Source organism: Spirosoma pulveris (assembly GCF_054781875.1).
Genome location: NZ_BAAGTO010000002.1, coordinates 1017180 through 1042097, shown reverse-complemented (window position 1 = coordinate 1042097; position 24918 = coordinate 1017180). Strand labels below are relative to the sequence as shown.

General features: G+C 43.0%; 22 protein-coding genes and 1 pseudogene. 16 read left to right on the top strand and 7 right to left on the bottom strand.

The window, feature by feature from the left end:
• Positions 1-45 precede the first annotated feature (45 nt).
• Together trxA and ACYVJM_RS12490 are read right to left on the bottom strand one after the other, a co-directional pair.
• Positions 46-366: pseudogene (trxA, locus tag ACYVJM_RS12495) on the bottom strand (thioredoxin); the annotation flags it as partial.
• A gap of 21 nt (positions 367-387) precedes the next feature.
• A complete protein-coding gene (locus ACYVJM_RS12490) occupies positions 388-1683 on the bottom strand; it encodes a bifunctional 3,4-dihydroxy-2-butanone-4-phosphate synthase/GTP cyclohydrolase II (protein ID WP_461148653.1) in 1296 nt (431 codons plus the stop codon).
• 176 nt (positions 1684-1859) lie between these two features.
• Here ACYVJM_RS12490 and ACYVJM_RS12485 point away from each other — a divergent pair, with 176 nt between their 5' ends.
• The 3 genes from ACYVJM_RS12485 (at position 1860) to ACYVJM_RS12475 (ending at position 5409) form a co-directional block, all read left to right on the top strand.
• Positions 1860-3878, top strand: coding sequence for a T9SS type B sorting domain-containing protein (locus tag ACYVJM_RS12485; RefSeq protein WP_461148555.1), 2019 nt, complete (start codon positions 1860-1862; stop codon positions 3876-3878).
• 51 nt (positions 3879-3929) lie between these two features.
• Positions 3930-4259 carry a YbaB/EbfC family nucleoid-associated protein gene (locus ACYVJM_RS12480; RefSeq protein WP_461148554.1) on the top strand — a complete coding sequence of 110 codons (330 nt, stop codon included), beginning with the start codon at positions 3930-3932 and terminating at the stop codon, positions 4257-4259.
• 118 nt (positions 4260-4377) lie between these two features.
• Complete coding sequence (locus ACYVJM_RS12475) at positions 4378-5409, top strand: glycosyltransferase family 2 protein (RefSeq protein ID WP_461148553.1); 1032 nt, start codon at positions 4378-4380, stop codon at positions 5407-5409.
• Between the two features lie 54 nt (positions 5410-5463).
• Here ACYVJM_RS12475 and ACYVJM_RS12470 read toward each other — a convergent pair whose 3' ends face one another.
• A complete protein-coding gene (locus ACYVJM_RS12470; RefSeq protein WP_097127207.1) occupies positions 5464-5685 on the bottom strand; it encodes a PspC domain-containing protein in 222 nt (73 codons plus the stop codon).
• A 338-nt stretch (positions 5686-6023) separates the two neighbouring features.
• Here ACYVJM_RS12470 and ACYVJM_RS12465 point away from each other — a divergent pair, with 338 nt between their 5' ends.
• Positions 6024-6230, top strand: a complete 207-nt coding sequence (locus ACYVJM_RS12465; protein ID WP_012930831.1) for a cold-shock protein — start codon at positions 6024-6026, stop codon at positions 6228-6230.
• Between the two features lie 129 nt (positions 6231-6359).
• On the opposite strand, the gene lysS is transcribed toward ACYVJM_RS12465, so the two are convergent.
• Complete coding sequence (gene lysS / locus ACYVJM_RS12460; protein ID WP_461148552.1) at positions 6360-8129, bottom strand: lysine--tRNA ligase; 1770 nt, start codon at positions 8127-8129, stop codon at positions 6360-6362.
• 208 nt (positions 8130-8337) lie between these two features.
• On the opposite strand from lysS, the gene ACYVJM_RS12455 reads away from it, so the two are divergent.
• Both ACYVJM_RS12455 and ACYVJM_RS12450 read left to right on the top strand, forming a co-directional pair.
• Positions 8338-9192 (top strand): SPFH domain-containing protein, encoded by an 855-nt coding sequence (locus ACYVJM_RS12455; RefSeq protein ID WP_461148551.1) that lies wholly within the window; start codon positions 8338-8340, stop codon positions 9190-9192.
• A 90-nt stretch (positions 9193-9282) separates the two neighbouring features.
• Positions 9283-9480: a type II toxin-antitoxin system antitoxin gene (locus ACYVJM_RS12450; RefSeq protein ID WP_461148550.1), complete on the top strand. Its 198-nt coding sequence runs from the start codon at positions 9283-9285 to the stop codon at positions 9478-9480.
• Positions 9481-9565: 85 nt separating this feature from the next.
• On the opposite strand, the gene ACYVJM_RS12445 is transcribed toward ACYVJM_RS12450, so the two are convergent.
• Both ACYVJM_RS12445 and tsaB read right to left on the bottom strand, forming a co-directional pair.
• The gene (locus ACYVJM_RS12445) at positions 9566-10345 is read right to left on the bottom strand and encodes a type III pantothenate kinase (RefSeq protein WP_461148549.1); all 780 of its coding nucleotides are present in this window, start codon (positions 10343-10345) and stop codon (positions 9566-9568) included.
• A 97-nt stretch (positions 10346-10442) separates the two neighbouring features.
• Entirely contained in the window at positions 10443-11150 is a 708-nt protein-coding gene (tsaB, locus tag ACYVJM_RS12440; RefSeq protein ID WP_461148548.1) for a tRNA (adenosine(37)-N6)-threonylcarbamoyltransferase complex dimerization subunit type 1 TsaB, read from the bottom strand.
• A gap of 512 nt (positions 11151-11662) precedes the next feature.
• Here tsaB and ACYVJM_RS12435 point away from each other — a divergent pair.
• Positions 11663-12331 (top strand): TetR/AcrR family transcriptional regulator, encoded by a 669-nt coding sequence (locus ACYVJM_RS12435; RefSeq protein WP_461148547.1) that lies wholly within the window; start codon positions 11663-11665, stop codon positions 12329-12331.
• A gap of 74 nt (positions 12332-12405) precedes the next feature.
• On the opposite strand, the gene ACYVJM_RS12430 is transcribed toward ACYVJM_RS12435, so the two are convergent.
• On the bottom strand, positions 12406-12795 hold the full coding sequence (locus ACYVJM_RS12430; RefSeq protein WP_461148546.1) for a hypothetical protein: 390 nt from the start codon (positions 12793-12795) through the stop codon (positions 12406-12408).
• Positions 12796-13563: 768 nt separating this feature from the next.
• Here ACYVJM_RS12430 and ACYVJM_RS12425 point away from each other — a divergent pair.
• From ACYVJM_RS12425 to ACYVJM_RS12385, 9 genes are all read left to right on the top strand, one after another.
• Entirely contained in the window at positions 13564-14364 is an 801-nt protein-coding gene (locus ACYVJM_RS12425) for a polysaccharide biosynthesis/export family protein (protein ID WP_461148545.1), read from the top strand.
• Positions 14365-14375: 11 nt separating this feature from the next.
• Entirely contained in the window at positions 14376-16700 is a 2325-nt protein-coding gene (locus tag ACYVJM_RS12420) for a GumC family protein (RefSeq protein ID WP_461148544.1), read from the top strand.
• Between the two features lie 53 nt (positions 16701-16753).
• Positions 16754-17428, top strand: a complete 675-nt coding sequence (locus ACYVJM_RS12415; protein ID WP_461148543.1) for a sugar transferase — start codon at positions 16754-16756, stop codon at positions 17426-17428.
• Between the two features lie 62 nt (positions 17429-17490).
• Positions 17491-18912: an oligosaccharide flippase family protein gene (locus ACYVJM_RS12410; RefSeq protein ID WP_461148542.1), complete on the top strand. Its 1422-nt coding sequence runs from the start codon at positions 17491-17493 to the stop codon at positions 18910-18912.
• Between the two features lie 34 nt (positions 18913-18946).
• Positions 18947-20236 carry an O-antigen ligase family protein gene (locus ACYVJM_RS12405; RefSeq protein WP_461148541.1) on the top strand — a complete coding sequence of 430 codons (1290 nt, stop codon included), beginning with the start codon at positions 18947-18949 and terminating at the stop codon, positions 20234-20236.
• Between the two features lie 19 nt (positions 20237-20255).
• Positions 20256-21362 carry a glycosyltransferase gene (locus tag ACYVJM_RS12400; protein ID WP_461148540.1) on the top strand — a complete coding sequence of 369 codons (1107 nt, stop codon included), beginning with the start codon at positions 20256-20258 and terminating at the stop codon, positions 21360-21362.
• A 14-nt stretch (positions 21363-21376) separates the two neighbouring features.
• A complete protein-coding gene (locus ACYVJM_RS12395; protein WP_461148539.1) occupies positions 21377-22495 on the top strand; it encodes an acyltransferase family protein in 1119 nt (372 codons plus the stop codon).
• Between the two features lie 42 nt (positions 22496-22537).
• A complete protein-coding gene (locus ACYVJM_RS12390) occupies positions 22538-23692 on the top strand; it encodes a glycosyltransferase family 4 protein (protein WP_461148538.1) in 1155 nt (384 codons plus the stop codon).
• A gap of 60 nt (positions 23693-23752) precedes the next feature.
• Positions 23753-24826, top strand: coding sequence for an NAD-dependent epimerase/dehydratase family protein (locus tag ACYVJM_RS12385; protein WP_461148537.1), 1074 nt, complete (start codon positions 23753-23755; stop codon positions 24824-24826).
• Positions 24827-24918 lie beyond the last annotated feature (92 nt).

Here is a 24918-nt window from a genome sequence, read left to right as displayed (position 1 = left end):
CGGATTTTTTTATGCAAACCTGTAAGGCTCCAGACACCTTAGGTCTTAGGAGAATTGCTTCACTAACCCTTCCAGCGTATGCAGCGGCTGAACACCAGACTGCCGCCAGACGATCTTGCCGTCTTTAAACATAATCATGGTCGGAATGCTCCGAATCTGGTATTGCTGAGCAGCCGCCTGGGCTTTGTCGACGTCGATTTTGACGACGCGTACTTTATCGCCGGAGCGCTCGGTCAATTGTTTCAGAATAGGAGCCTGCTGTTTACAGGGGCCGCACCAGTCGGCGTAAAAGTCGACCAGGACAGGCTTATCGCCGTTTATGAGGTCTTTAAACGATTGCTTGTTCATGTTCTTTGTGGTTGAGTGGTAACTTACTGACTGACCAGCTTATTCCTGTTCTTCATTAACCGGTTCGTTCATAATGGTATGACCCATTTTGTCCCGTTTTGTTCGCAGGTAGCGCTCATTATGCGGGTTGGATTTAATTTCGAGGGGCACGGTATCCACAATCTCCAGTCCATAGCCCATCAAGCCAGCTCGTTTTTTTGGATTATTGGAAATAAGCCGAAGCTTACGGATGCCAAGGTCCCGCAGAATCTGCGCCCCGACGCCATAATCACGAGCATCCATAGGTAAGCCTAAATCCAGGTTAGCTTCAACGGTATCTCGACCCATTTCCTGAAGTTTATAGGCTTTTAACTTGTTGATCAGGCCAATGCCGCGCCCTTCCTGAAACATATATACCACTACGCCTTTGCCTTCTTTCTCGACAAGCTCCATGGCGGCATGCAGCTGCGGTCCGCAGTCGCATCGGCAGGAACCAAAAATATCGCCCGTTACGCAGGAGGAGTGAACCCGCACCAGCACTGGCTCGTTGGGTTCCCAGGTGCCTTTTATCAGGGCAAGGTGCGTATCGCCGGTGTTGCTTTGCTTGTAGGCGATCAGATCGAAGTGCCCCCACTGGGTAGGCATGTCGACACCAATCTCACGACGAATCAGCGTTTCTGTCCGAAGTCGGTATTCGATCAAATCCTGAATACTGACCAGTCTCATTCCGAAACGATCGGCCAGCACGCGCAACTCGGGCAAACGGGCCATAGTACCATCTTCGTTCAGTACTTCAATCAGTACGCCCACTGGCGACAGACCCGCCAGTTTGGCTAGATCAACAGCCGCTTCGGTATGACCGGCCCGACGGATAACGCCACCTTCAACCGCCCGCAGGGGAAAAATATGACCGGGTCGGCCCAGATCGTCGGGTGTGGTGTTGGGGTCGACCAGCGCCTGAATGGTTTTGGAGCGGTCGGATGCCGAGATGCCCGTTGTACAGCCATTGCCCAGCAAATCGACCGATACCGTAAAGGGGGTTGTATGAACAGAGGTATTGCTGGTTACCATCATATCCAGCCCCAACTCGTCGCAACGTTCCTGTGTGAGGGGGGCGCACATGAGCCCGCGGGCCTCGCGTACCATGAAATTGACCATTTCGGGCGTGATCATTTCGGCCGCGCAGATCATATCCCCTTCGTTCTCCCGATCTTCATCGTCGACGACCAGGACAATCTTGCCAGCTTTTATATCGGCAATGGCGTCTTCTATCCGATCCAGCCGGATGGGAGTCGACTCGACGGGGTTTCCCTCATTTGTAGAATTAATCTCGGAGTTGGTACTATTATTGCTCATCATTTTCGTTGATGCGTATCGGCGCAGCTATCTTTGGCAGGCAGCTCCTGGTTTTGTTTAAACTCAAAACTGATTTTAAGAAAGATACGTTTCGACAGACGCGAAAATGTCCGCTAAAGCCGTTTCAGAGAGTAGAAACGACTAAATTTATACAAACGATAAAAAAGATACTCTTCGTGCAAAGTTTACGACTGTGGCCAATTGACGTTAGACAGAAGACCGGTATAGCAATTGGTTGGCTACTAGCTGTTTTCATTTTTGTCCTATCACTTAATGCCTCACTTGCTCAGGACCCCAATAACAATTACTGTGTAGATCCCAAAGGGGCTGAAAAGGGCGGATTCACCTTAGATAAAATTCGGATCTGTGTCGGATCAGCGGTAAAGGTTACCGGCGGGATTCCGTCAGGCTTACAAAATATCGGGTATATTAAAGAATATAACGGTAAAGGAATTCCAACTAATTTCGAGTTGGGGCCAAGCTTTCAGTACACCAAAGATGGCACCTTCACTATTCTACAGGTAGGAACGATCAATGGAATACGAGCTTTAGCCTGTCAAACCATTACGGTGCTCCCGCTTGAGCCGGTTAAATTCACGGCGCAGTCCTGTCTGGGTCGCCGGGCCACCATAACCGTCGATCCGTCTACGCTGGGTCAGTATGATTCCTACCGAATACGCTGGGGCGATGGTACCTCCGAGGAAAAAAGCCGCGCGGAGATACAGGCGAATCCGGCCCATACCTACAATGCGGGCTCACCCAATTCGCCCACGATCACGGTCGAAGGTGTTTACGGTACAGTCGCTTCGCAACTGTGCATCAGCCCCCCAACTCCCCAGTCAATCACGCTGCTGGCAACCGCCACTCAGCCGACGATCAATACATTAACTACCCTGAACGATAACTCCATTGAGCTCAAGTACCAGACCAGTGTGGGCGTATCGGTAGAGCTTTATCAAAAAATAGGCGGGGTGTACACTCCCACGGGCCAGAAAGGTACGGGGGGCGGTACCTTTACGGTTCAGACAGACGCTAAACAGATACAGTGTTTTCAACTGGTGCCACAGGATGCCTGCAACAGCCAAACGGCGAAATCGGATGAGGTTTGTAGTATGGTGTTGACGGCTCAGGCGGGCAACAAGCAAAACAACCTGAGCTGGCAGGTTTATACCGGTACTGCCCCTCGTTTTCGCTCTTACCGGCTCTACCGGAACGGCGCACCGACGGGTCCTTTGATAACGAGAGCAAATCAGAACACGTACATTGACGCCAACAACATTGTTTGTGGCTCGCAATACTGCTATAGTCTGGAGACTACGGTTGACGGAACGGCGCAGACTGTGATCAGGTCGGCGAATGCGTGTGTGATCGGTGTCAACGGCGATCCGCCGGGCGAGGTTGGCAGTATGGTCGTATCCATCGAAGACGGCCGTCCCCGGCTAATTACTACACCACCCGTGGGCATTGGCCCAACCGATAGTTACACCATGGTCGTCAGCCGGGCATCGGGTGCGTCGGGGAGCTTCCAGCCAATTGCCACTCTCGACCGAAAAAGTACATATACCGACGACAGCGCTAATCCATCCGCTGGTTCATATTGCTACCAAGTTGTTTACCAAACTAGCTGTGGATTAAAAACACCCCCATCGAAGACCGTTTGTACCGTCTATCTGGAGGCAAAATCGGCCAGCGGAATCGATTGGAACGCCGATTCGCCCTTTGCCCCGGAACCCGTCGATAGTTATACTGTAGAAGTAATCGATTCCTTGAACGGAACAAGGCGGGAGATTCAGATGGGGGCTAATACGCACTATGAACCGGATCCGAATGATCCGAACCTCCAATCGCAGAAGTACCGGATTATTGCCCTTACGGCTGGGGGAACCGTTAGTGTTTCCAATTTTTACACATTTCGCCGGGAAGCCAAAATTCTGGTGCCGGATGCATTTACGCCCAACGCCGATGGAATAAATGATGTGTTTAAGGCATTTGGGACCTACATGGACAAGTTCCTGATGACCATATACAACCGCTGGGGGGAAGTGGTGTATAGCACAACGAGTAAAAGCGAAGGCTGGGATGGAAACAGTAACGGACAGCAGGCTCCCGCCGGACAATACCTGTACCGCATTGAAGTCATTGACCTGACCGGTCTGAAAACTGTTCGTACTGGAGCGGTGTTGTTGATACGGTAATAAGCTGGTAAGCCACTTATCAACTTGCCAACTCACTAACTAATTATAGCTATGAATATGATGGATATGTTCGGGAAGATGAAGGAGGTTCAATCCCGAATGAAAGATGCGCAGGAAAACCTTAGTGCCGTAACCGAAACGGGCGAGTCGGGTGCCGGTCTGGTTAAAGTAACGGTGAACGGCCTCAAGAACGTCCTCAAAATTGAAATCGACCCTGATCTGATCAAGCCGGACGACCGCGAAATGCTGCAGGATCTTATTGTTGCCGCAACTAACAAAGCGATAAGTAATGTAGAAACCAAAGCCCGCGAACAGCTCCGCCAGGCAACGGAAGGACTGTTGCCAAACATACCCGGTCTGAATCTGGATGGGCTAATGTAGGAAAGTGTTCGTAAGTTTACGGCTTATAGTTTACGGTTTTTTGTTTGCTGAGGAACAACATGGTCTGCTAGTAAACCAGAAACCGTAAGCTGTAAATCATAAACCGTAAACGCGTACTGTGGATACCCTTGCCATTGTTATCCTTAATTATAACGGTCAGCCGTTTTTAGCTAAATTTCTTCCCACGGTTCTCGCCAATGCCGATGGCCATCCGGTTTATGTAGCGGATAGTGCCTCATCAGATTCGTCGGTGTCGTTTCTCAAGGCCAATTTTCCGGCCGTTCGTATTATTGAGCTTCCCCGCAATGAGGGCTATGCCGGTGGGTATAACCTGGCTCTTGAGCACATCCGAACGCATTTTGGCGGAGCTACCTACTACGTCCTGCCCAATTCCGATATTGAAGTAACGCCCGGGTGGCTGTCGCCGGTGATGGACTTACTGAAAGCGAATCCCAACATTGCGGCCTGCCAGCCTAAAATCCGGTCGTACAGCCAGCGCGATTTATTTGAACATGCGGGTGCCGCCGGGGGCTTTGTCGACTGGCTGGGGTATGTGTTTTGCCGGGGTCGAATCTTTGCTACGTTCGAAGCCGATCATGGACAGTATGACGACAATAGACCGGTATTCTGGGCAACGGGTGCCTGCCTGTTCATGCGGGCCGACGTATTTCACCAAACGGGTGGCTTCGACGGTTCATTTTTCGCACACATGGAGGAGATCGACTGGTGCTGGCGTATTCAACGACTGGGGTATGAGGTATGGGCGTGCGGACAGTCGACGGTTTATCACGTGGGCGGAGGAACCCTGCATAAATCGAATCCGCACAAAACGTTTTTAAATTATCGCAACAGCCTGTTCATGCTGTACAAGAACTGGCCCGCCGATGGCTGGTTATGGCCGAAAATCCTGTTGCGGTTGCTTCTTGACGGACTCTCGTCGATACTCTTTCTAAAAGTAGGGCAGTGGCGCGACGTCTGGGCTATTATTCGGGCTCATTTTGCCTTTTATGGCAGCTTGCCGCGACTGCACCGCCAGCGCAACGACCTGAAAGCACAACAAGTGAAGGGGGTGAGTTTATTCCCACACAGTATTGTCTGGAAATACTTTGCCGAAGGTAAAAAGAAGTATAAAGAGATGTTTGATCTATGATATAGGGTACATGATATGGCTGGATACATTCTACATCATATACCTTATATAAATTCACAGTTCCCAGATGGTTGGGTGAGCATGACGGCGCAGATGCTTGTTCATTTCCATCCAGAAAGCCATAATCAGGTATAGAATGACGGGCGAACCCAGCGTCAGAAAGGACGTGTATATAAAATAGAGCCGAATACTACTGGCTGAGATATTCATTTTCTCCCCAAGTCGGGAACAGACGCCAAACGCCTGACTTTCAACGAAGTATCTGATCTTGTTCATGTCTTTAGTTTGCGAAGTGTTTTGACTGACTAAATATCCCAACGGAAAAAAGCTAACGTACGAACCAGATAGATTGTTTGCCGTTTACACATAAATTCCATATAAACTTAGTGAAAATAGCTAAAAAAAGTAGGTAATCTGGTTGAAGTCGCAACATTTTTCTTTTCTTTGTATTGCAACGACGTTAGCAGCCTTCTGCTACCAGGCTCGTCGTTAAGCTCAACAAATTTCGCTGATTCTCAACTATGTATCAACTCTGTTGTGTACGCTGCTGTCTGATTTGCGTTTTTGTTATTAACTGACCCTTTAGTGTTTAATTGTTAAATTGTTTAAGTTTTATGCAAACAGGTGTAGTAAAATTCTTTAACGAAAGTAAGGGTTACGGATTCATTGTTGAAGACGATACCAACCGGGACATCTTCGTCCACATCACCGGCCTTAACGGAATTACCATTCGCGAAAAAGACCGGGTTCAGTTTGAAGTAGTTGACGGCAAGAAAGGACTCAACGCTGTAAAGGTTAAAAAGATCGATTCCGATTATTAAGCCTTCAGTTCGTCTAGATATGAATGTGTAACCCCCGCCCGATAATTCCGGCGGGGGTTTTTGATTGTAAGCCGGTAAGTGGCTGATGCCGTTAGTATGTACTCACCAGCCATTTGCTGAGTTGGCCGCCTAACCGATCCACGCTTTCACCTCATCCAGGGTTGGCATTTTAGCTTCCAGTTTCAACTTTTTACGGACACCGCCCAAGTCGTTGAATAACTTGTTGGGATTGGCTCCCTGAAGTTGTTCGACGCTCATAAAGCCCAGCTTCTGGATGGCCGGAACCCACTCCGCCGGAACACCAGCCGTGATGAAGTCACTTTCATCAGATTGCTCCTGCTTCTTTTCGGGGCGCATCTGCGGGAAGAACAGCACATCCTGAATAGACGATTGATTGGTCATGATCATCGAGAGCCGGTCAATACCCAGGCCCACGCCCGCCGTTGGTGGCATCCCGTATTCAAGTGCCCGCAGGAAATCCTCGTCCAGCGCCATGGCTTCTTCATCGCCCCGCTCCGCAAGACGCAGTTGCTCCTCAAACCGCTCGCGCTGGTCGATGGGGTCGTTTAGCTCCGAATAGGCGTTAGCAATTTCCTTTCCGTTGCAAATGGCTTCGAACCGTTCCACCAAACCCGGTTTGCTCCGGTGTTTCTTGGTCAGGGGCGACATTTCGACCGGATAGTCAGTAATGAATGTCGGCTGAATCAGGTTCGGTTCGCAGGCATCACCAAACAGTTCGTCGATTAGTTTCGACTTACCCATAGTGCTGTCGACCTTGATACCCCGCTGTTCAGCCACCTGCCGAAGTTCATCTTCTTCCATTGCCGACACATCTATGCCGGTATATTCCTGAATGGCCTCGAACATAGTCAGGCGTTTCCAGGGGCGTTTGAAGTCGATAACGTTTTCGCCAACGGTAACTTTCGTTGTGCCGGCTACATCAAGTGCTACTTTCTCTACCATTTCCTCAATGGTATCCATCATCCAGAGATAATCCTTGTAGGCGACGTAAAACTCAACCTGCGTAAATTCGGGGTTGTGGGTACGGTCCATTCCCTCGTTCCGGAAATCTTTGGCAAACTCGAATACACCATCGTATCCGCCAACGATCAGGCGTTTGAGATAAAGCTCATTGGCAATCCGCATGTACAGCGTCATGTCCAGTGAGTTGTGGTGCGTGCGAAACGGCCGGGCCGCAGCACCCCCATGAATGGGCTGTAAAATGGGGGTTTCTACTTCGAGGTAGCCTTTTTCGCTCAAAAACTGCCGGATCGAATTAACCAGTTTGGTACGCTTTATAAAAACATCGCGCACCTGCGGGTTTACGATCAGGTCCACATAGCGCTGCCGATACCGTTGTTCGGGGTCGGTAAAGGCATCGTAGGTTTCTTTTTCTCCTTTCTCATTCACCACCTCTTTTACGACCGGTAAGGGGCGAAGGGCTTTATTCAGGATTTTGAATTCCTTGACATATACCGACAACTCGCCGGTTTTTGTGGTAAAGACATGGCCTTTTACGCCAATGATATCGCCAATATCCAGCAGCTTTTTAAAGACAGTGTTGTAAAGCGTTTTGTCTTCGCCGGGGCAGAGGTCATCTCGCCGGAAGTAAAACTGCATCCGACCGGTAGAATCCTGTATTTCGGCGAACGACGCACTGCCGCTAATCCGGAAGACCATTAACCGGCCCGCCAACTGAACATTCCCCCAGCGTTCGTCGCCGGAAAAATCCTGTTCGGGGGCAACCTCCGTACCGGGACCATCTGTCTGGAAAGCCGCCCGGATGTCGGCAATGGTCGTGTTTATGTCAAATAACTCGGCGGGGTAAGGGTCTATGCCCATCCGCATTAATTCTTCGCGCTTTTGTCGGCGATTTATTTCCTGTTCACTCAGCAGCATGGTCGTCAATGTGTCGGTCGACCAGAAAGGCGACCTGTTTTAAGGGTGCAAAAATAGTGAAAAGGATTGGCGTTTACAGTGATATAGCCAAAGAAGCCTTTTGTGGAGTTGGGGAGCCGTTCCCGTAAATCAGACAGTCGATACGAATTTCTTATCTATCATTGTGCTATCAAAATGATATTATTTTATTGCACTAGCTTTTACGAAAATGCAGGAAAAACCGCTTACATCAATCTCTGGTTATGTGTTGTTACTTGTTGCCGTAGGCTGCCTGGTTGCGGCTGCTGGTTTAGGCTTCGCCCTGAAGAGTGTGGTAATCCCGATCTTTTTGGTTTTACTGGCTATCATCCTGTTCATGGGTATAACCGTAATCAACCCGAATGAGGCCGTGGTATGTACGTTCTTCGGTGATTATGTCGGTACCATGAAACAGGGTGGACTGCGGTGGGTAAACCCACTGTACAGCAAAACTAAAATCAGTTTGCGGGCGCGTAACCTGAACGGACAGACACTGAAGGTCAACGATAAGATGGGTAATCCTGTTGAAATTGCGGCTGTTGTCGTTTGGCAGGTTAAAGACACCGCCCGAGCCCTCTTCGACGTAGACAATTATGTGAACTTTGTGCAGGTGCAGTCCGAAGCCGCCGTTCGAAAACTGGCCAACTCGTACGCTTACGACCACATGGAAGACGAAACCTCATCTGTAACGTTACGGGACAGCACTGGCCAGATCAATGTGTTTCTGGAGCAGGAGCTCAACGAACGGCTCGAACGGGCAGGTGTCGATATTATTGAAGCGCGCGTCAGCCATTTAGCCTACTCTTCCGAAATTGCCGGAGCCATGTTGCAGCGTCAGCAGGCCTCGGCAATGATAGCGGCCCGACGGTTAATCGTTGAGGGAGCCGTTGGCATGGTCGAAATGGCGCTGGAGCGCCTGGAGAAGAACGGCGTCGTTGCGCTGGACGAGGAACGTAAAGCAGCCATGGTAAGCAATCTCCTGGTGGTACTCTGTGGTGAAAAATCGGTTAGTCCGGTTGTGAACGCGGGAACACTGTATAATTAAAGTAGTGAGGAGTGAGAAGTAGGGAGGGCTAACGCATCTTGTACCGCCGGATGGCTCCTCACTACTCGCTTCTAACTCCTGAATAAACACATGGCTACTGAGAAGAAAGCATTTGTCTTACGCATTCAACCCGAGACGTTGAAGGAGCTGGAGCGGTGGGCACAGGAGGAGTTCAGGAGTGTGAACGGGCAAATTGAATTTTTACTCAACGATGCCCTCCGCAAGCGAAAAAAACGCAGCCCTAAACCGGAGGAAGAAGATGGGGGAGGGGATAATGCCAGTCGTTAGTATGTAGCAGTGAAGAGGGCTGACGCGGGTATTTACCCGCGTCAGCTTGCTCGCGTCAGCCCTCATCACTCCTCACTACTCGCTCCTAACTTCTAAAAGAAGACGTCACTGCCTCTCCAATCAGCCGGATGCCGTCCAGCGTTAAAGAAGGGACTATGTCGCTGAATACATCATTTAGGGAAGTGATCTGCCCGGATAAGCCGCCGGTGGCTACGGCAATACAATCTCCTTTCAATTCGCTCTGGATACGGCTGACCAATGAGCGGACCAGCCCTTCATAACCTAACACCACGCCCGCCTGAATGGCGTGAGTCGTACTGGTGCCGAGTGCAGACGCGGGTACTTCGATAGGTACCTCGGGGAGTTGTGCCGTGTTGGCGAACAACGATCGAATTGCGGTTTTTAAACCGGGGGCAATAGCCACTCCCAGCAGTTTACCGGTACCGGATACGGTGGTGAATGTTAGGGCTGTTCCAAAATCGACCACCACACAAGTGCGTTGATAGCGGGTATAAGCAGCCAGCGCATTGGCCACCAAATCGGAGCCGATCTCGTGGGGACGCAGTACATCAATGGGTAGGCGTGCGTAAACATCGGGCCCAACAACTACGGGAGCAAATCCAAATAACTCGGTCAGCATGGCCCGCATGGTAGGCGTGAGGGCGGGCACAACGCTGCTCAAAACAGTCGTTTTAATACTACTTAAGGGGAGCCCTGCTTCTAACAGCCAAAGCCGCAACCGGCGTTCGTAGGATTCGGCCGACTCATCATGCCGGGCGGGTGTCCGCCAGATATGCTGCCAGCTTGTTGCATTATAAAATCCGAAAACGGCGTCGGTATTGCCAATATCAACGATAATCTGCACGAGCGAAGGAAATAAATACCGGGGCGAAATAAGGAGAAAAACGGCACATTCTTATCGTACTGGCAGCTCACTATGGGAATAAGGCGTACCGGGCAGGCTAAAAGAGCGCCTTTCTTGGCTTTATGGCCATAAAATCTTTCAGGTAAAAGGGCTCAAACGTAGCTGCGTCTTCAAATTCATGGTGGGCATAGGCTACTACGGCCAGGTGGCCTACTGTTCTGGCAGAAGGTGCTATTACTACCTTAGGAAAGTGAGCATTGCCATGGCTGCCCAGTATGGCCTCGCACTTGGCGGCTCCATCACCAAAAAAGACAACGGGTTTCTGAGTCAGCCACTCGTCAAACGATTGTTCGTCAATAATCTGCGCCGTTGTTTGTTGTACTTCTGTCCCATCATTACGGTACAAAGCACAATATACCTCCATTCGCCGGGCATCGATCATCGGGCAAAGCAGATAATCGACAGCATAGTAGCTGCGAACTTGTTCGGCCATAGCCGTAAGTGTATTTACCGCGATCAAAGGTTTGTCGAGCGCAAAACAGAGTCCCTTTGCTGTCGAAACCCCAATTCGCAAGCCTGTGTAAGAGCCTGGCCCTTTTGCCACAGCAATTGCATCTAACTGAGCTAACTCATAGCCTGCCTGGTGGACAATATCACTAATGAGCGTTGTAAGCATAGCCGAAGAGGTACGCTCCGTAAAGAGTTCATACGATCCCAGTAACGAGCTGTTGAGCGAGTCCTCTGTATGATGCAGCGCAACGGAGCAAATGGCGGTCGATGTATCGATGGAAAGAATGAGTGGCATAGGATAAATGGGAAACAGGAACAAAGTAAAGTGTACCATACCGATTTTCAAGCACTCATTTTTGTTGTCTTTGGAATTGAAAGTAGTGTTGACAAGACGGCTATTTATGTTACTCTATACCATGAGTTGTACCTAATTGAAATTTAACACGCACAAAGTAACAGTAATTCAGGTATTTAAACAGTGTATATATATATTGAATGGTGTATGTGTCTAATAGTAAATAAGTTATGTTTAATCGGGCATTAAGTGTTTAATGTGAAAACATCATATATAGCCAGTTAGTATAGCAAATGACAAGAGCATACAATAAAAAAAGGGCCTAATATGCTGTTTATTAGTCTAAAAAGATGCTATTTGCTTCAACGAATTACCGGAAAGTTAATATATACCTTTAAGGTATACCGTTAATTTCAGAGAAGTTCGGAAAATAAAAAGTTATTTTTTAGTGACTTTTTGTAAACTATAAATTCTACATTAGCAGTAGATATCTAAGCTGGCTCAGATTATAGATGGAAAAAATTAGAAGAAATCGCGCGGACACCACACAGCGTATTGTTAACGCCCTCGAAGATGTACTGGCCGAGCAAGGTCTTGAAGGTGCCAGAATTAACCAGATTGCTGAAAAGGCTGGTATTAGCAAAGTACTTATCTATCGCTATTTTGGCGGCCTTGATGGGTTAATGGAATACTACGTCCGAATGGGCCGAATGTTTCCACACTTTACACCTGCCATGCTGGACCAGATTCGTCCGATACATCAGGATGATTTGGCCAAGGTTTGGTATCGGCAGGCGATCCAGATGTTTCGTTACATGCGGACATCGAAAGCCGCTCGCGAAGTACTGAAGGCGAACGTTGTTGAAAATGACCCAACAGCGGATGTCATTAGCAAAGCACAGGATGATGAACTGATGCGGTTAGTCAACCAGCTTTCGTTCATCGAAGGACCCGACAATCAGGCAATTTCGGCAGTAATGCTGGGGGCTTTGTCTTATTTGACTATCCAGGCTCAAAATAACCATACCATGGTTGGCATTGACCTGCGTAGTGAGCAGGGATGGCAACGCATTGAGGGAGCAGTTAAACTGATTTATTTGGCACTTAACAAGATGGCGATTGACACTCAATCTGTTAAATTAAGCGCTCAAGCTAAAGCCCAGCCTGCTAGCCAATGGTAAAGTATCAGGTATTGTATACTAAAAAAAGCTTCCATTCAACAGAATAGAAGCTTTTTTTATGGTCTTTAAGCAGGCTACAGTAGTGAAAAGTTGATCATCTCACGCCCAAGTTGTTGAATCAGCATTTCGATCTTTTGGGCCTCCACAGTAGAGGGGTGTTGTTTGTTCGTCAGAAACTGGCTGAGTAAATCCTGCGAAATATTGGTCTGTTCAGCCAGGTGATTTATTCTGAACTGTTGAAAAAGCTCCCGAACGCAGGTTAAGTCATGGTGAAAGTTGAACACAAAGTCGTTGGGGAGTACTTCCCTGTCGATATCATGGGCGCTTAAATAATTAGTTAGTTCAGTTAGTTGCGTCTGTAGCTTATTCGTAGTCGTTTCACGAGTGGCTCCGGAGGTAATAATCAGTATACCCTGTAATTCGACACGCCCCCAGAGTTGGCTTCCTTTTTTCTCAAGTACCACCGGAACCACAGGTACCGCTATTTTTTTCGTATGCTGGCCTTTAGGTGAAATCTTATGTGGGGCGTAAGCAGCCCGAAAAAGGGTATCTAACGTTCCGGCTGGTATGCTTCCTATGCTTTTCGAAGGAGTGACAAGGTATTGGGCAACAGAATTATATATACAGCAAGTACTGCTTTGATAGACCAGTTGCCAGTCTCTATTTTGTAAAATATTCACCGATGTTTGTAAATTCATAGTATCTACTTACTGGATTTTACAAATATGCACCTTTTTGAAACGACTGAATAGGTAACTTAATCTTATATTAATTATTTACTATTATCACTGTTATTAATACAAATCGATACTGGGATTACAATTTGTGTAGTTTTAGGGCGCCCTCTAAAGTGATGGTATTCTTACTCTATAGAAATTAAGTAATAAAAACGCTCTTGTAGGATGGATCGCTTTTGTAAGCGACTGATTATGAGTTTAGTGACGCATATATTAATTGGCAAACGATCATATAGGTAATCTTCATGTTTACAAATTGTTTAGAAAGTAAATAAAATATATACAGTATTTGCTTGTTACTATAGAGAACATACAATATATTTGAAATGTGATAACAAGAGTAACGGTCAACAACCTGTGCATTTGTTGCCATCTTTTGACCATATAGTATAGCGTATTGTTCTGATATATTACACTACATGGTTAATCGATATAGTAGTTTATCTAATAAGCATTCATATCTCTTTCTTTTTAACATAGTTAATTTAATAATTTATGACATTGACGTATCATGCCAAGACGCTACCATTACTTTTTGCGTTAGTCTTAATTGCCCTATTATCAGGCTGTACTTCATCGAAGAAGCTGGTCTATTTTCAGAGTCCGCCAACGGCTTCCGACTCGATAAAACTAACGAGTCGGTTTGTTCCGACCATTCAACCGGGGGATATCCTGTCTGTCCGGGTGAGCAGCTTAAGTCCGGAGGCTACTACATTCTTTAACCCACCTTCTGCTACATTACCCGTCGACCGTCTGATAACCCCAGCGACGGCCACCGCCCTTCCGGAGCTATCAGGCTACCTGGTTGACACGGATGGTACCCTCGAACTACCGCTGATAGGTAAGATACCCGTAGGTGGACTGAGTACTGGTAAGGCCTCCGACAAAATCCGTGAAGAACTCAAAACGTATTTGAAGGAGCCAACCGTAAACATTCGTAATCAGAACTTCCGGGTTTCAGTGATGGGCGAAGTTGCCCGGCCTTCCCTCTTTACGATTCCTAACGAACGGATAACGATGCTCGAAGCCTTGAGTCTGGCTGGTGATATTACCATTTTTGGTCGGCGTGACAACGTATTACTGATCCGTGAGGTAAACGGTGTGCGGACATTTACCCGTATCGATCTAACTAACCGCGCTCTATTTAGCTCCCCTTACTATTATCTGCAGCCAAACGATGTCGTTTATGTCGAACCGGGTAAAGCACGGCAAGCTAATGCAGATCAAACGTATCGACTGTTACCCATTGCTCTCAGTGCTCTCTCTTTTCTGGCAATCATATTCCGTTATTTCTAATTTATAATATCATGTCTGAAAATAATTATTCGTATACACCCTATCAGCAGTACGGAGCTGAACAGCCTAATATCAGGGTCATATTACTTCGGTATCTGAAACATTGGAAGTGGTTTGCTTTATCACTGGTACTAGCAGGTGCAGCTGCTTATGTCTTTCTGATTTATCAAACGCCTATCTATAAAATACAGGCAAGTCTATTGATTAAAGACGAAAAGAAAGGTCTGGACGGTGAGAATATCCTGAAAGAGATGGATATTCTAATGCCTAAAAAAACGGTTGAAAATGAAATAGAAATTATTCGGTCGTATACGCTTATGGACAAGGTGGTCAAACACCTTGGGCTTGATGTACAGTACTTTAGAAGTACACCAACCATTGATGAAGAAATCTATAATGAGTCGCCTGTTCGCCTGGTTGTAGAGCGCCCTACATCGGCTCTATATGAAGATAAACTGGTCATTAGCTTCATTGATAAAAACCATGTCAAAATCAATGATCAGACCTACTTAGTAAACCAATCTGTTGCGACACCGTATGGTCGGTTACGGATTTTTGCCCGTCGGCCGCTCGATGGTACATTAGAACCAATATCGGTTTTAGTTACGCCACAATCGGGGGTTGTCAATGATTACCTCAAACGCTTAACTGTTGAGCCCACAAGTAAAGCATCAACCGTATTGCAGATGACTCTTGAAGAGGCTGTACCGGCTAAAGGCGAAGCGATGTTGAGCCAGCTGATCGATGAATACAACCGGGCTGCTGTTGTTGATAAGAATTTGGTTGCTGCCAGTACACTCGATTTTATTGAAGAGCGTCTGCGTTTAATTTCGGGTGAACTAACCTCTGTTGAAAAAGACGTAGAGCAGTTTAAAACGACCCAAGGCATTACGGATCTGGGTGTTCAGGCGCAAACCTTTCTGCAAACAGTACAGGATAATGACGCTAAACTAAACCAGGTTACGATTCAGTTGAGCTCGTTAAATGATATTGAAAATTATGTTAATAGTAAAACAGGCAGCCGGGGAGTAACGCCCGCAACACTTAGCCTGAGCGACCCGGTTTTGTTGGGTCTGGTAACGAAGGTTTCGGAGCTGGAGCTTCAGCGCGATGTTTTAGCTCGTACAACCTCAGATCGAAACCCGCTGCTGCAATCTTTGGATAGCCAGATAAAGGCTACTAAGGAAAGTATTACGGAGAATATACAAACAATCAAAGCTCAGCTGACAAGTACGCGCGCTCAACTGGCAATGACGAATCAACGGCTGGAAGGTATGGTACGTACTGTACCTCATAAAGAAAGAGCGCTGTTGAACATTACACGGCAGCAGGCCATAAAAAACAACCTGTATACGTACCTTCTGCAGAAACGCGAAGAGACCGCCTTATCCTATGCCTCGACCTTGCCAGATAGCCGTGTTGTGGATATGCCACGGCACGAAATGGATCCGATAAAGCCTGTTAATAAAGTCATTTTCGGTTTGTTTGGTTTTCTTGGTCTGCTTGTACCAGTGGGCGTAATAGCCGCCCGTGATGCACTTAACAATCGGGTTCGGCGCCGGTCTGATGTAGAAGAAGCCTCACAAGTGCCCATTTTAGGAGAGGTAGTCGAATCAGATGGATCGAAGGCACTTGTCGTGGTATCGCGCAGTCGCTCGGTTATCGCAGAACAGATACGGGCGCTGCGAACAAACCTTCAATTTTTACGTAGCCACCCATCGGGTAGTCAGGTAATTCTGTTTACGTCGAGCATCAGTGGCGAGGGTAAATCGTTTATGTCGCTCAATTTAGGCGCCAGTTTAGCATTGGTTGACCGTCCCACGGTTATTCTGGAGATGGACCTTCGCAAACCTAAACTGCACGTATCGCTGGGTATGCGTAACCCGGTTGGAATTAGTAATTACCTGATTGGTGAGGCAACGCTGGATGATGTGTTACAGCCCATCGAAGGCTTCCCCAACTATTTCCTGATCAGCAGCGGTCCACTGCCTCCGAATCCATCTGAACTACTGAACGGACCAAATCTGTCACGGTTGTTTGATGAGTTACGTCAGCGTTTTGAGTATGTAATTGTCGACTCCCCACCGATAGGCCTGGTTACGGATGCTCAGGTAATTGCCCCCTTCGCTGATGCGACTCTCTACATGGTTCGCCATGACATCACTCCGAAAACGTATCTTAAGATGGTCGATACGCTGTATAGAGAACATCGCTTCCAGAATCTGAACGTCATTCTGAATGCTGTTGATGATGGAGAATCCTATTACTACAGCTATAGTTACGGCGGCTATTATGAAGAGGACAAGCCCAAACACGCGATTCAGAAAGCCCAATAGAAGTTATTATTGTCCATCAATGTCAATCATGAAAAGCAAATCAACGGAATTATATGCTTAGTAATGCCTCTCTTTCCAACACCAGACCTTACACCGAGACACAGCACGAAGTTTACACTTCGGCTGTGTCCGAAAAAGGTTTGCTCTACAAACGTATATTCGATATCGTTTTCTCATTATCGGTCAGTTTGTTCATTCTATCCTGGCTGGTACCGCTGCTTGGTATAGCTATACAAATCAACTCGCCGGGACCAATGCTATTCGTTCAATTAAGAACAGGGCGAAACGGTCGGCAATTCCGGTGCTTTAAATTGCGCACAATGATAGTCCGGCAGGAGAGTGTATTTCAACAGGCAACACGAAATGATCCTCGGGTAACCAGGCTGGGCCAGATACTTCGAAAAACAAACCTGGATGAGCTTCCTCAATTCCTGAATGTTCTAAAGGGCGATATGAGCATTGTAGGACCACGTCCGCATCCCATTCCCCTGGATGCCCAACACTGGTATTCAATGCCGAATTATCCCGAACGGTACAATGTAAAGCCAGGGATAACAGGTCTGGCGCAAGTAAGAGGATGTAGAGGTGAAACAGATACGCTGATTAAGATGGAGCACCGGGTGCGCTTAGACCGCTGGTACATAAATAACCGATCGTTTGCCCTCGATGTGAAAATCTGCTGGTGGACAGTTTACAATATGGTAAAGGGAGATAAAAAGGCTTGGTAAATATTATTATCATAAAACCAAGGTTAATTCGATTTGATAGGCTAAATTGATATTAATAATATATGTTAAGCAGACATACTATATTTTATACGATAGCTAAATTTCTTCCATCTTTAGCTGGATTTATTACACTAACAGTGTGTAGCTATTTTTTAGTGCCTATCGAAATTGGTAAGTTTAATATTATCTATACAGGAACGCTGTTAGTAAATTCCTTGCTGTTTCAGTGGTTAAGGGTAACCTTAGCCAGGTACTATTATAAATTTGATGGAGAACTCCAGGATACATTTATCAATACAATAGTATTTTTTGTAAAAGTTACGTTGCTTGTATCATTGGTAATCTCTATTCTAATTATAATACTTAATCCAAGGGAAATATATTTCTATACACTGGGTGTTATATGGCTATCAGTTTTTTCTGTTTATGATATTAATTTAGAGCTTCATAGAACAACTCTCAGTTCGAAGAAATATCTTAAAATAGAATTGACAAAGTCAATGATACAGATAATATTATCTGTATCATTAATTGCCATATTTAAGAATTATTATGTATTGATCGCATCTTATATATTTTCACAAATAGTACCTTTAATTTTTAATAAACACGATAAGATAGTAAAACGAGGATCAATACTGAGTAGAGATAAGATAATAGAGATTCTGAAGTTTGGCTTTCCGCTTGCTTTAATGCTGTCATCAAGTTTTATAAATAATACAATTGATAGAGTATTAATTGCTAATTATTTAAATTTAGAGATGGCAGGCTTGTATTCTGTTGGCTATGATATGTTTCGACAAACTGTTTGGATTCCGTTTATGATTATGAACCTGGCTAATTTTCCAATACTAATAAAGCTATATGAAGAAAATAAAGTAAAGGAATTAGAGACAAAATTAAAAGAGAATGTTGATTTTATGATCACAATGGCTTTGGTCATAATGACTTTATTTTTCATTAATAGTAGAGAAATAGTTAGTATTTTTATTGGGAATATATATAGAGAAACAGCAATAGAGATAATGCCATATATTGTTATTAGCACAATTTTGTACGGTATATCAATTTTTCATTTTAACTATTCTTTTCAATTTAAAAGTAAAACTGGAAAGATAGCTATCATATACTTAGTTGGTTCAATAGTAAAAATATTTTTAAATGTAATATTCTTGCAGGAGTATGGTATACTGGTAGCTGCTAAAACTACCTTGCTGACTTATATGATTATCTTATTGCTGAGTATTTTAATAGGTCATAAGGAATATAGTCTACCCAAACCTAATTATATGAATTTCACGATAATTGCCTTGTGTAGTATTATTATGATTAAAATCGGAGGGTTTGTTAATATTGATAATATTTATTTGTCATTAATAGTAAAAACGTTTATTATAATTATTAGTTACGTTTTTCTCATATACAGACTAGGAATAATTAAAGTAGACATTAGTTTAAAGCGTCTACAATTAAAACAAAAGTAAATTTAGAGGCCAGAACTAATTAATAATTAACTATATGGTTCTTCAAAAAGAAATAAAGCTGACACAGAGAATAAATACTTCGATAGGAATAAGTATTTCTGAATATGCTATTAACGTAGTGATACTATTTTTCCTGAGTGGTGCAGTACTATACCTATTTGGGGACGAAAGTGGCAGTAATAGTTCTTCTTCTGGTTCTAAATTAGCTAACGCAATTTGGATACTTATATATATCGTTATAATAGGATGTGTTAAGAATAATTTTAATTTAGTCTTTAATGGCATAAAGAACAATTTTCTCATTGTATTACTAACTGGAATTGTTATCGCATCTATTACATGGTCCCAAGCACCAGAGGTTACTCTTAGAAGATCAGTTTCTTTTCTAATATGCTTAATATATGGATTTTACCTAAGTGAAAAATTTGATAGCCGGCAAATTGTAACACTCTTCTATTATTTATCGTGTTTTGTCGCTTGTAGTAGTTTAATCTTCATTCTACTTGTTCCAAAGTTTGGTCTTGCGAGTGGTGTTCACAAGGGCGCATGGCAAGGTGTTTATTTTCATAAAAATGGTTTAGGTAGAATTGCCGGACTGTGTCTGATAACTACTATACTATATTTTCTCGAATTTAAGGCAAACAGGTTTTACGCATTTATTAATATTATTTTTTGCTTCTTGCTTCTTGTAATGTCTAAGTCAAGTACAGCCTTAGTCGCATTTGCGATTATAATTCCTGCTTATGCACTTCTTAGATGGACTTATAGGAAGTATAATATTATGAAATCTGTTCTAAACGTAACGATTCTGATTATATTGAGTTATTTATCTGTGGAGTTGTTCAACGCGTATAGCCAAGACTTATTTGGCGAAATGGGTAAAGATGACTCATTTAGTGGTAGGGTTCCTTTGTGGGTGATGTTAGTTGAGTATATTTGGCAATCTCCATTTTTAGGTTATGGATATAGTGCTTTTTGGATACCTAAAATTTTATCTAAAAGTATTTGGGTAGATACCAGTTGGGCGCCGGAACAGGGCCATAATGGATTTATAGACTTAACACTCGAGCTTGGTTTAACAGGACTATTCATTTTTTTAATTATTTTGTTTAAATCTTATAAACGATGTTTCGATCAAATTAAAAATAACCCTGATTACACAAGTTACTGGTATATTTTAACTCTCATTTATTTGACAGTGGTTAGCTTTACAGAAAGTTTTATTATAAAATATAATAACATTTATTGGCTAATGCTATTAATCTGTTGTATAAGCATCAAGAAGAATTTGCAGTTATTTGTAAGAAATTTAGTTATTAAATGATCTAAAAATCAAATAGTCTATGAAAGTAATATTAATGTATCGGGACTTGACTCATGGAGGTGTACAAAGAATTATGGTCCATATTGCTAATTATTTTGCTAACAATGGCTATGAGACCACTCTATTATTGGGCGAAGCAAAAGGGCCATATTTAAGCTTACTAGATCCAAAAGTAGAAGTGCTATCAATCAACTCCACAAATAGGTTCTTATTATTAAAATATTTAATAAGTGTACTAAGATTTAAGAATCCACACATACTATTTACCGGTGTTCCTAGCTTTAATATTATGGCAATAATTGCTAAATATATAGCTGGCGTAAAGACCAAAGTAGTTATTTCTGAACGAAGTAATACATTTAAAGAATTTGCTAGATCTACTAACTTTTTTTATAGGTTAAGTTTTTTACTTATACCAATATTATATAGGTTTTCCGACGCTATTGTAGCTGTATCTCTGGGAGTTGCAAAGGACTTAAGTAGGTTTTCCTTCATTTCCGAGAATCGTATTAATACTATATATAATCCCGCCTTTAATAAGGAAATTCAAATAGAAGCCAAAAAGAGTGTTGAAGAAAGTTGGTTGAATGATAAGGCGTGCCCGGTAATTATTGGTGTGGGCAGATTGTCAGCTCAGAAAGATTTTGGAATGTTGATTGATGCTTTTTACGGAATTTACAAGGAGAGACAGTTAAAGCTAATTATTGTTGGCGATGGCCCAATGCATAATAGCTTGCAAAAGAAAATTGATGAGTATGATCTTAACGATTCTATAAAGCTTGCTGGTTTTCAAAAGAATCCAATATCCTGGATTAGCAAGTCAGATGTATTTGTTCTTTCATCACAATGGGAAGGGTTTGGTAATATATTAGTAGAGGCATTGGCAGCTGGTACAACAATTGTTTCTACAGATTGTAAAAGCGGACCATCTGAAATCTTAAAAGATGGACAATTAGGCTATTTAGTTCCTGTTTCAGATGCGGAAGCGTTGTCAAAAAAAATTATTTACGCATTAGATAACCCATTTCCAAAAGACTTGTTAGTTGAGGCTGCTCAAGAGTTTGATGAGAATATTATTATGAAAAAATATGAACAACTGTTTCATTCTATGATTTATAGTAATTAGCATTAAATAGATTTATGAACAAGAGATTTCATATACTCGATGGTTTTAGAGGTGTATTTGCTTTAATAGTAGCATTATACCATTTCAAGCCAGGTCCAGGTATAATTGGCCATACGGCGTTGATATCACATGGTTGGTTATTTGTAGACTTTTTCTTCTTGCTAAGTGGATTTGTTATTTATTACAATTACAATACTTTATCTACTATCACAGAGCAAAAAGTATTTCTTCTGAAAAGATTTTTGAGAATATATCCCTTGCATTTTTGTCTTTTAATCATTCTGTTAGTTTTTGAAACGTTAAAGATTTTTTTGTTTAAATATCATTTATTTAATTATTCCGCTTTTGAACAGCATTCGTTAATTGGATTTATTGCAAACGTATTTCTGATACAAGCTTATGGATTTCCCATTAAGGGACTTGATTATTTATCATGGAATACGTCCAGTTGGTCAATTAGTGCTGAGTTTTTTGCATACATACTCTTTTCATTTTTAATTATTCTTGTTTACAAATATTCACGGATAACAAAAATTTTTACTTTTTTTATAGTTTCATTACTCTCACTACTTTGTATCTACTATTTCAGGGATGGTAATATGTCTCTCAAATTTGGCATTCCTGGTATTTACAGATGTAGTTATAGTTTCTTCTTAGGTTGTATAATATGTGAACTCTACTATATTTTAGTTAAAAAGAATTTTCTTATCAATTCGGCCAAAAGTTATTTTGCCTTGTTTTCCTTTTTTGAGTTCATATCTATGGGAATGTCTTTAGTTTCAGTTATGTATATGTCTGAAATTAGTATTCTATCCCCAATTTTCTTTTCCATTACAATATTGGTTTTTTCATTTGAATTGGGGTGGGTGTCTCATAAATTAAATACGCCTTTATTTAAAGAATTAGGCATACTTTCTTATTCAATTTATATGAATAATGCCTTGATAAAAACTTTTTTTGATATAATCATATTGAGGCTTTTTAAAGTTGAGAGCGTTTTGTATGATCTTGCTATAATACCTTATGTGTTAATTTTATTTTATGTTTCTCGTTTAACTTATAAATATTTCGAAGTTAAATTGAGAAAGTATCTTGAAACATTACTTTTAGTTCCAAAAAGCCTGGTCAAGTAGTTTTTATATATTTTTCATTCTTTAGTATAATTAGATGCATTTATGAGAATATTAAGCGTTCATAACGAATATTTAATTAGAGGTGGTGAAGAAGAGTCACGTTTGGCTGAAGTTGCCATTCTAAAACAGTTTGGTAATGATGTATCTTCTTATATTGAGAATAACAAAAAAGTGGCAGATTTGTCGAAGGTAAGTGTCGCTTTAAGAACGTTTTGGTCCAAAGAGTCCCACAAGGTTGTAAAGGATTTACTTAAAGCGAAGCGGCATGATTTGATTCATGTTCAAAATTTCTTTCCTCTCGTTTCACCTTCTGTTTATTATGCTGCTCAGTCAGAGGGAGTGCCTGTTGTACAAGCTGTTCGAAATTATAGGTTTTTATGCTCCAACTCTTTCTTTTACCGTGATGGTCATGTATGTGAGCTATGTTTAAAAAAGTCATTCAAAACAGAAGCCATTCAGAACAAATGTTACAGAGATAATAGAGCCGCCAGCGTCACTGCAGCTTCAATGCATTTGTTTCATAGCTTATTACCTACATGGAATCGAATTGATAAGTTTATTGCTGTATCAGAGTTTGTGAAGCGAAAAATGATTGAGGGTGGTTTTCCCAGTCATAAGATTTCAGTTAAGCCAAATTTTGTTTATCCTGACCCTGGTGTGTCATTAAATAAAGAAGACTATATAGTTTACGTTGGCAGGCTTCAGGCGGAAAAAGGTATTATGCGTTTGCTTGAGGCTGTTAGGTCTTTAAATTCAAATATAAAAGTTAAAATAGTTGGAGAAGGTACTTTGAAGCCGGATGTTTTGGAATATATAAAAGATATGAATGTTGAGTATCTTGGGAAGAAAACTTTGCTAGAAACGTATGATATTATTGGTAAGGCCCGTGCTTTAGTTATTCCTTCGTTATGGCATGAGCCTTTTGGCCGCGTAGTCGTTGAAGCTTATGCCAAAGGGACACCAGTTATCGGATCTAACATGGGTGGTATACCTGAATTAATCGATGATGGAGTTACTGGCTTTACCTATGATGCAGAAAACGCGCAGCAGTTAGCTAGTAAAATTGAGTTCATTTTTCAAAATCCACTGCTTGCTCTTGAAATGGGAAGAGCTGCCAGAGAAGCTTACCTAGCTAAATATACTCCAGAGTCAAACTATAAAATGATGATGGATATTTATGGAGAAATTTTAAGGTAGATATTATTAATTTATAAGTGAATTCTAATTAGTTATTTTAATATAAACATAGTACAACTCATGCGTATTGCTTTAATTACAGGATCCGCTGGTTTAATTGGTAGTGAAGCGGTTGCTTTTTTTGCGGATAAGTTTGACTTAGTTGTTGGTATAGATAACAACATGCGTCAGTATTTCTTTGGTAATGATGCTTCTACCGAATGGAATCAAAATCGATTACAACAATCTTATACCAATTACATTCACCGCCCGGCCGATATTCGCGAGGTTAGCCAACTCGAGCCGATATTCCGCGAATTCGGAACTGATATTAAATTAATTGTTCATACAGCTGCCCAACCTAGTCATGACTGGGCGGCTCGTGAACCATTTACTGACTTTACAGTCAATGCCAATGGAACCCTAAACATGCTGGAAATGACAAGGCAGCATTGTTCTGATTCGGTATTTATATTCACCTCTACTAACAAAGTGTATGGAGACAATCCCAACTTTCTGCCACTTATCGAAACTGAAACCCGTTGGGAAATCGATGAGAATCATCCTTATTTTCTGGATGGTATTGATGAATTTATGAGTATTGACCATACTAAACACTCACTATTTGGAGCGTCTAAAGTTGCTGCTGATATTTTAGTACAAGAGTATGGACGGTATTTCGGTATGAAAACGGGTGTCTTTCGAGGGGGCTGCTTGACCGGACCAAATCACTCGGGCGCACAATTGCATGGATTTCTGTCGTATCTCATGAAATGTGCTATCACCGGTACTCAGTACACAGTATTTGGTTATAAAGGCAAGCAGGTGCGAGACAATATCCACAGCTGGGATCTGGTAAATATGTTCTGGCATTTTTATCAGAATCCTCGTGTTGGTGAAGTGTATAATGCGGGTGGTGGCCGTCATGCTAACTGCTCTATGTTAGAAGCAATTGTCTTATGTGAAGAAATCTCAGGTAAAAAAATGAACTATACGTATTCAGAGACAAATCGTATTGGTGATCACATTTGGTATATTTCTAATCTCAATAAGTTTAAGGATCACTATCCAGATTGGAACTGGCATTATGATTTGAAGCAGACAATGACACAGATTCACGATAGTATGGTTGCTCGTTTGGGCCAGTTGGTGTAGTAAATACCTCAATTATCCATTAACGAAGACCTTCTTAAAACACATGAACCACCAATGTAACTATTGGTGGTTCATGTGTTTTAAGAAGGTCT

What these genes read in the sequence shown, in the direction of transcription:
- ACYVJM_RS12490 (WP_461148653.1), bottom strand. Translation starts at nt 1,683, where the DNA reads ATGAGCAATAATAGTACCAACTCCGAGATTAATTCTACAAATGAGGGA.
- ACYVJM_RS12480 (WP_461148554.1), top strand. Translation starts at nt 3,930, where the DNA reads ATGAATATGATGGATATGTTCGGGAAGATGAAGGAGGTTCAATCCCGA.
- ACYVJM_RS12470 (WP_097127207.1), bottom strand. Translation starts at nt 5,685, where the DNA reads ATGAACAAGATCAGATACTTCGTTGAAAGTCAGGCGTTTGGCGTCTGT.
- ACYVJM_RS12465 (WP_012930831.1), top strand. Translation starts at nt 6,024, where the DNA reads ATGCAAACAGGTGTAGTAAAATTCTTTAACGAAAGTAAGGGTTACGGA.
- lysS (WP_461148552.1), bottom strand. Translation starts at nt 8,129, where the DNA reads ATGCTGCTGAGTGAACAGGAAATAAATCGCCGACAAAAGCGCGAAGAA.
- ACYVJM_RS12455 (WP_461148551.1), top strand. Translation starts at nt 8,338, where the DNA reads ATGCAGGAAAAACCGCTTACATCAATCTCTGGTTATGTGTTGTTACTT.
- ACYVJM_RS12450 (WP_461148550.1), top strand. Translation starts at nt 9,283, where the DNA reads ATGGCTACTGAGAAGAAAGCATTTGTCTTACGCATTCAACCCGAGACG.
- tsaB (WP_461148548.1), bottom strand. Translation starts at nt 11,150, where the DNA reads ATGCCACTCATTCTTTCCATCGATACATCGACCGCCATTTGCTCCGTT.
- ACYVJM_RS12435 (WP_461148547.1), top strand. Translation starts at nt 11,663, where the DNA reads ATGGAAAAAATTAGAAGAAATCGCGCGGACACCACACAGCGTATTGTT.
- ACYVJM_RS12425 (WP_461148545.1), top strand. Translation starts at nt 13,564, where the DNA reads ATGACATTGACGTATCATGCCAAGACGCTACCATTACTTTTTGCGTTA.
- ACYVJM_RS12420 (WP_461148544.1), top strand. Translation starts at nt 14,376, where the DNA reads ATGTCTGAAAATAATTATTCGTATACACCCTATCAGCAGTACGGAGCT.
- ACYVJM_RS12415 (WP_461148543.1), top strand. Translation starts at nt 16,754, where the DNA reads ATGCTTAGTAATGCCTCTCTTTCCAACACCAGACCTTACACCGAGACA.
- ACYVJM_RS12410 (WP_461148542.1), top strand. Translation starts at nt 17,491, where the DNA reads ATGTTAAGCAGACATACTATATTTTATACGATAGCTAAATTTCTTCCA.
- ACYVJM_RS12405 (WP_461148541.1), top strand. Translation starts at nt 18,947, where the DNA reads ATGGTTCTTCAAAAAGAAATAAAGCTGACACAGAGAATAAATACTTCG.
- ACYVJM_RS12400 (WP_461148540.1), top strand. Translation starts at nt 20,256, where the DNA reads ATGAAAGTAATATTAATGTATCGGGACTTGACTCATGGAGGTGTACAA.
- ACYVJM_RS12395 (WP_461148539.1), top strand. Translation starts at nt 21,377, where the DNA reads ATGAACAAGAGATTTCATATACTCGATGGTTTTAGAGGTGTATTTGCT.
- ACYVJM_RS12390 (WP_461148538.1), top strand. Translation starts at nt 22,538, where the DNA reads ATGAGAATATTAAGCGTTCATAACGAATATTTAATTAGAGGTGGTGAA.
- ACYVJM_RS12385 (WP_461148537.1), top strand. Translation starts at nt 23,753, where the DNA reads ATGCGTATTGCTTTAATTACAGGATCCGCTGGTTTAATTGGTAGTGAA.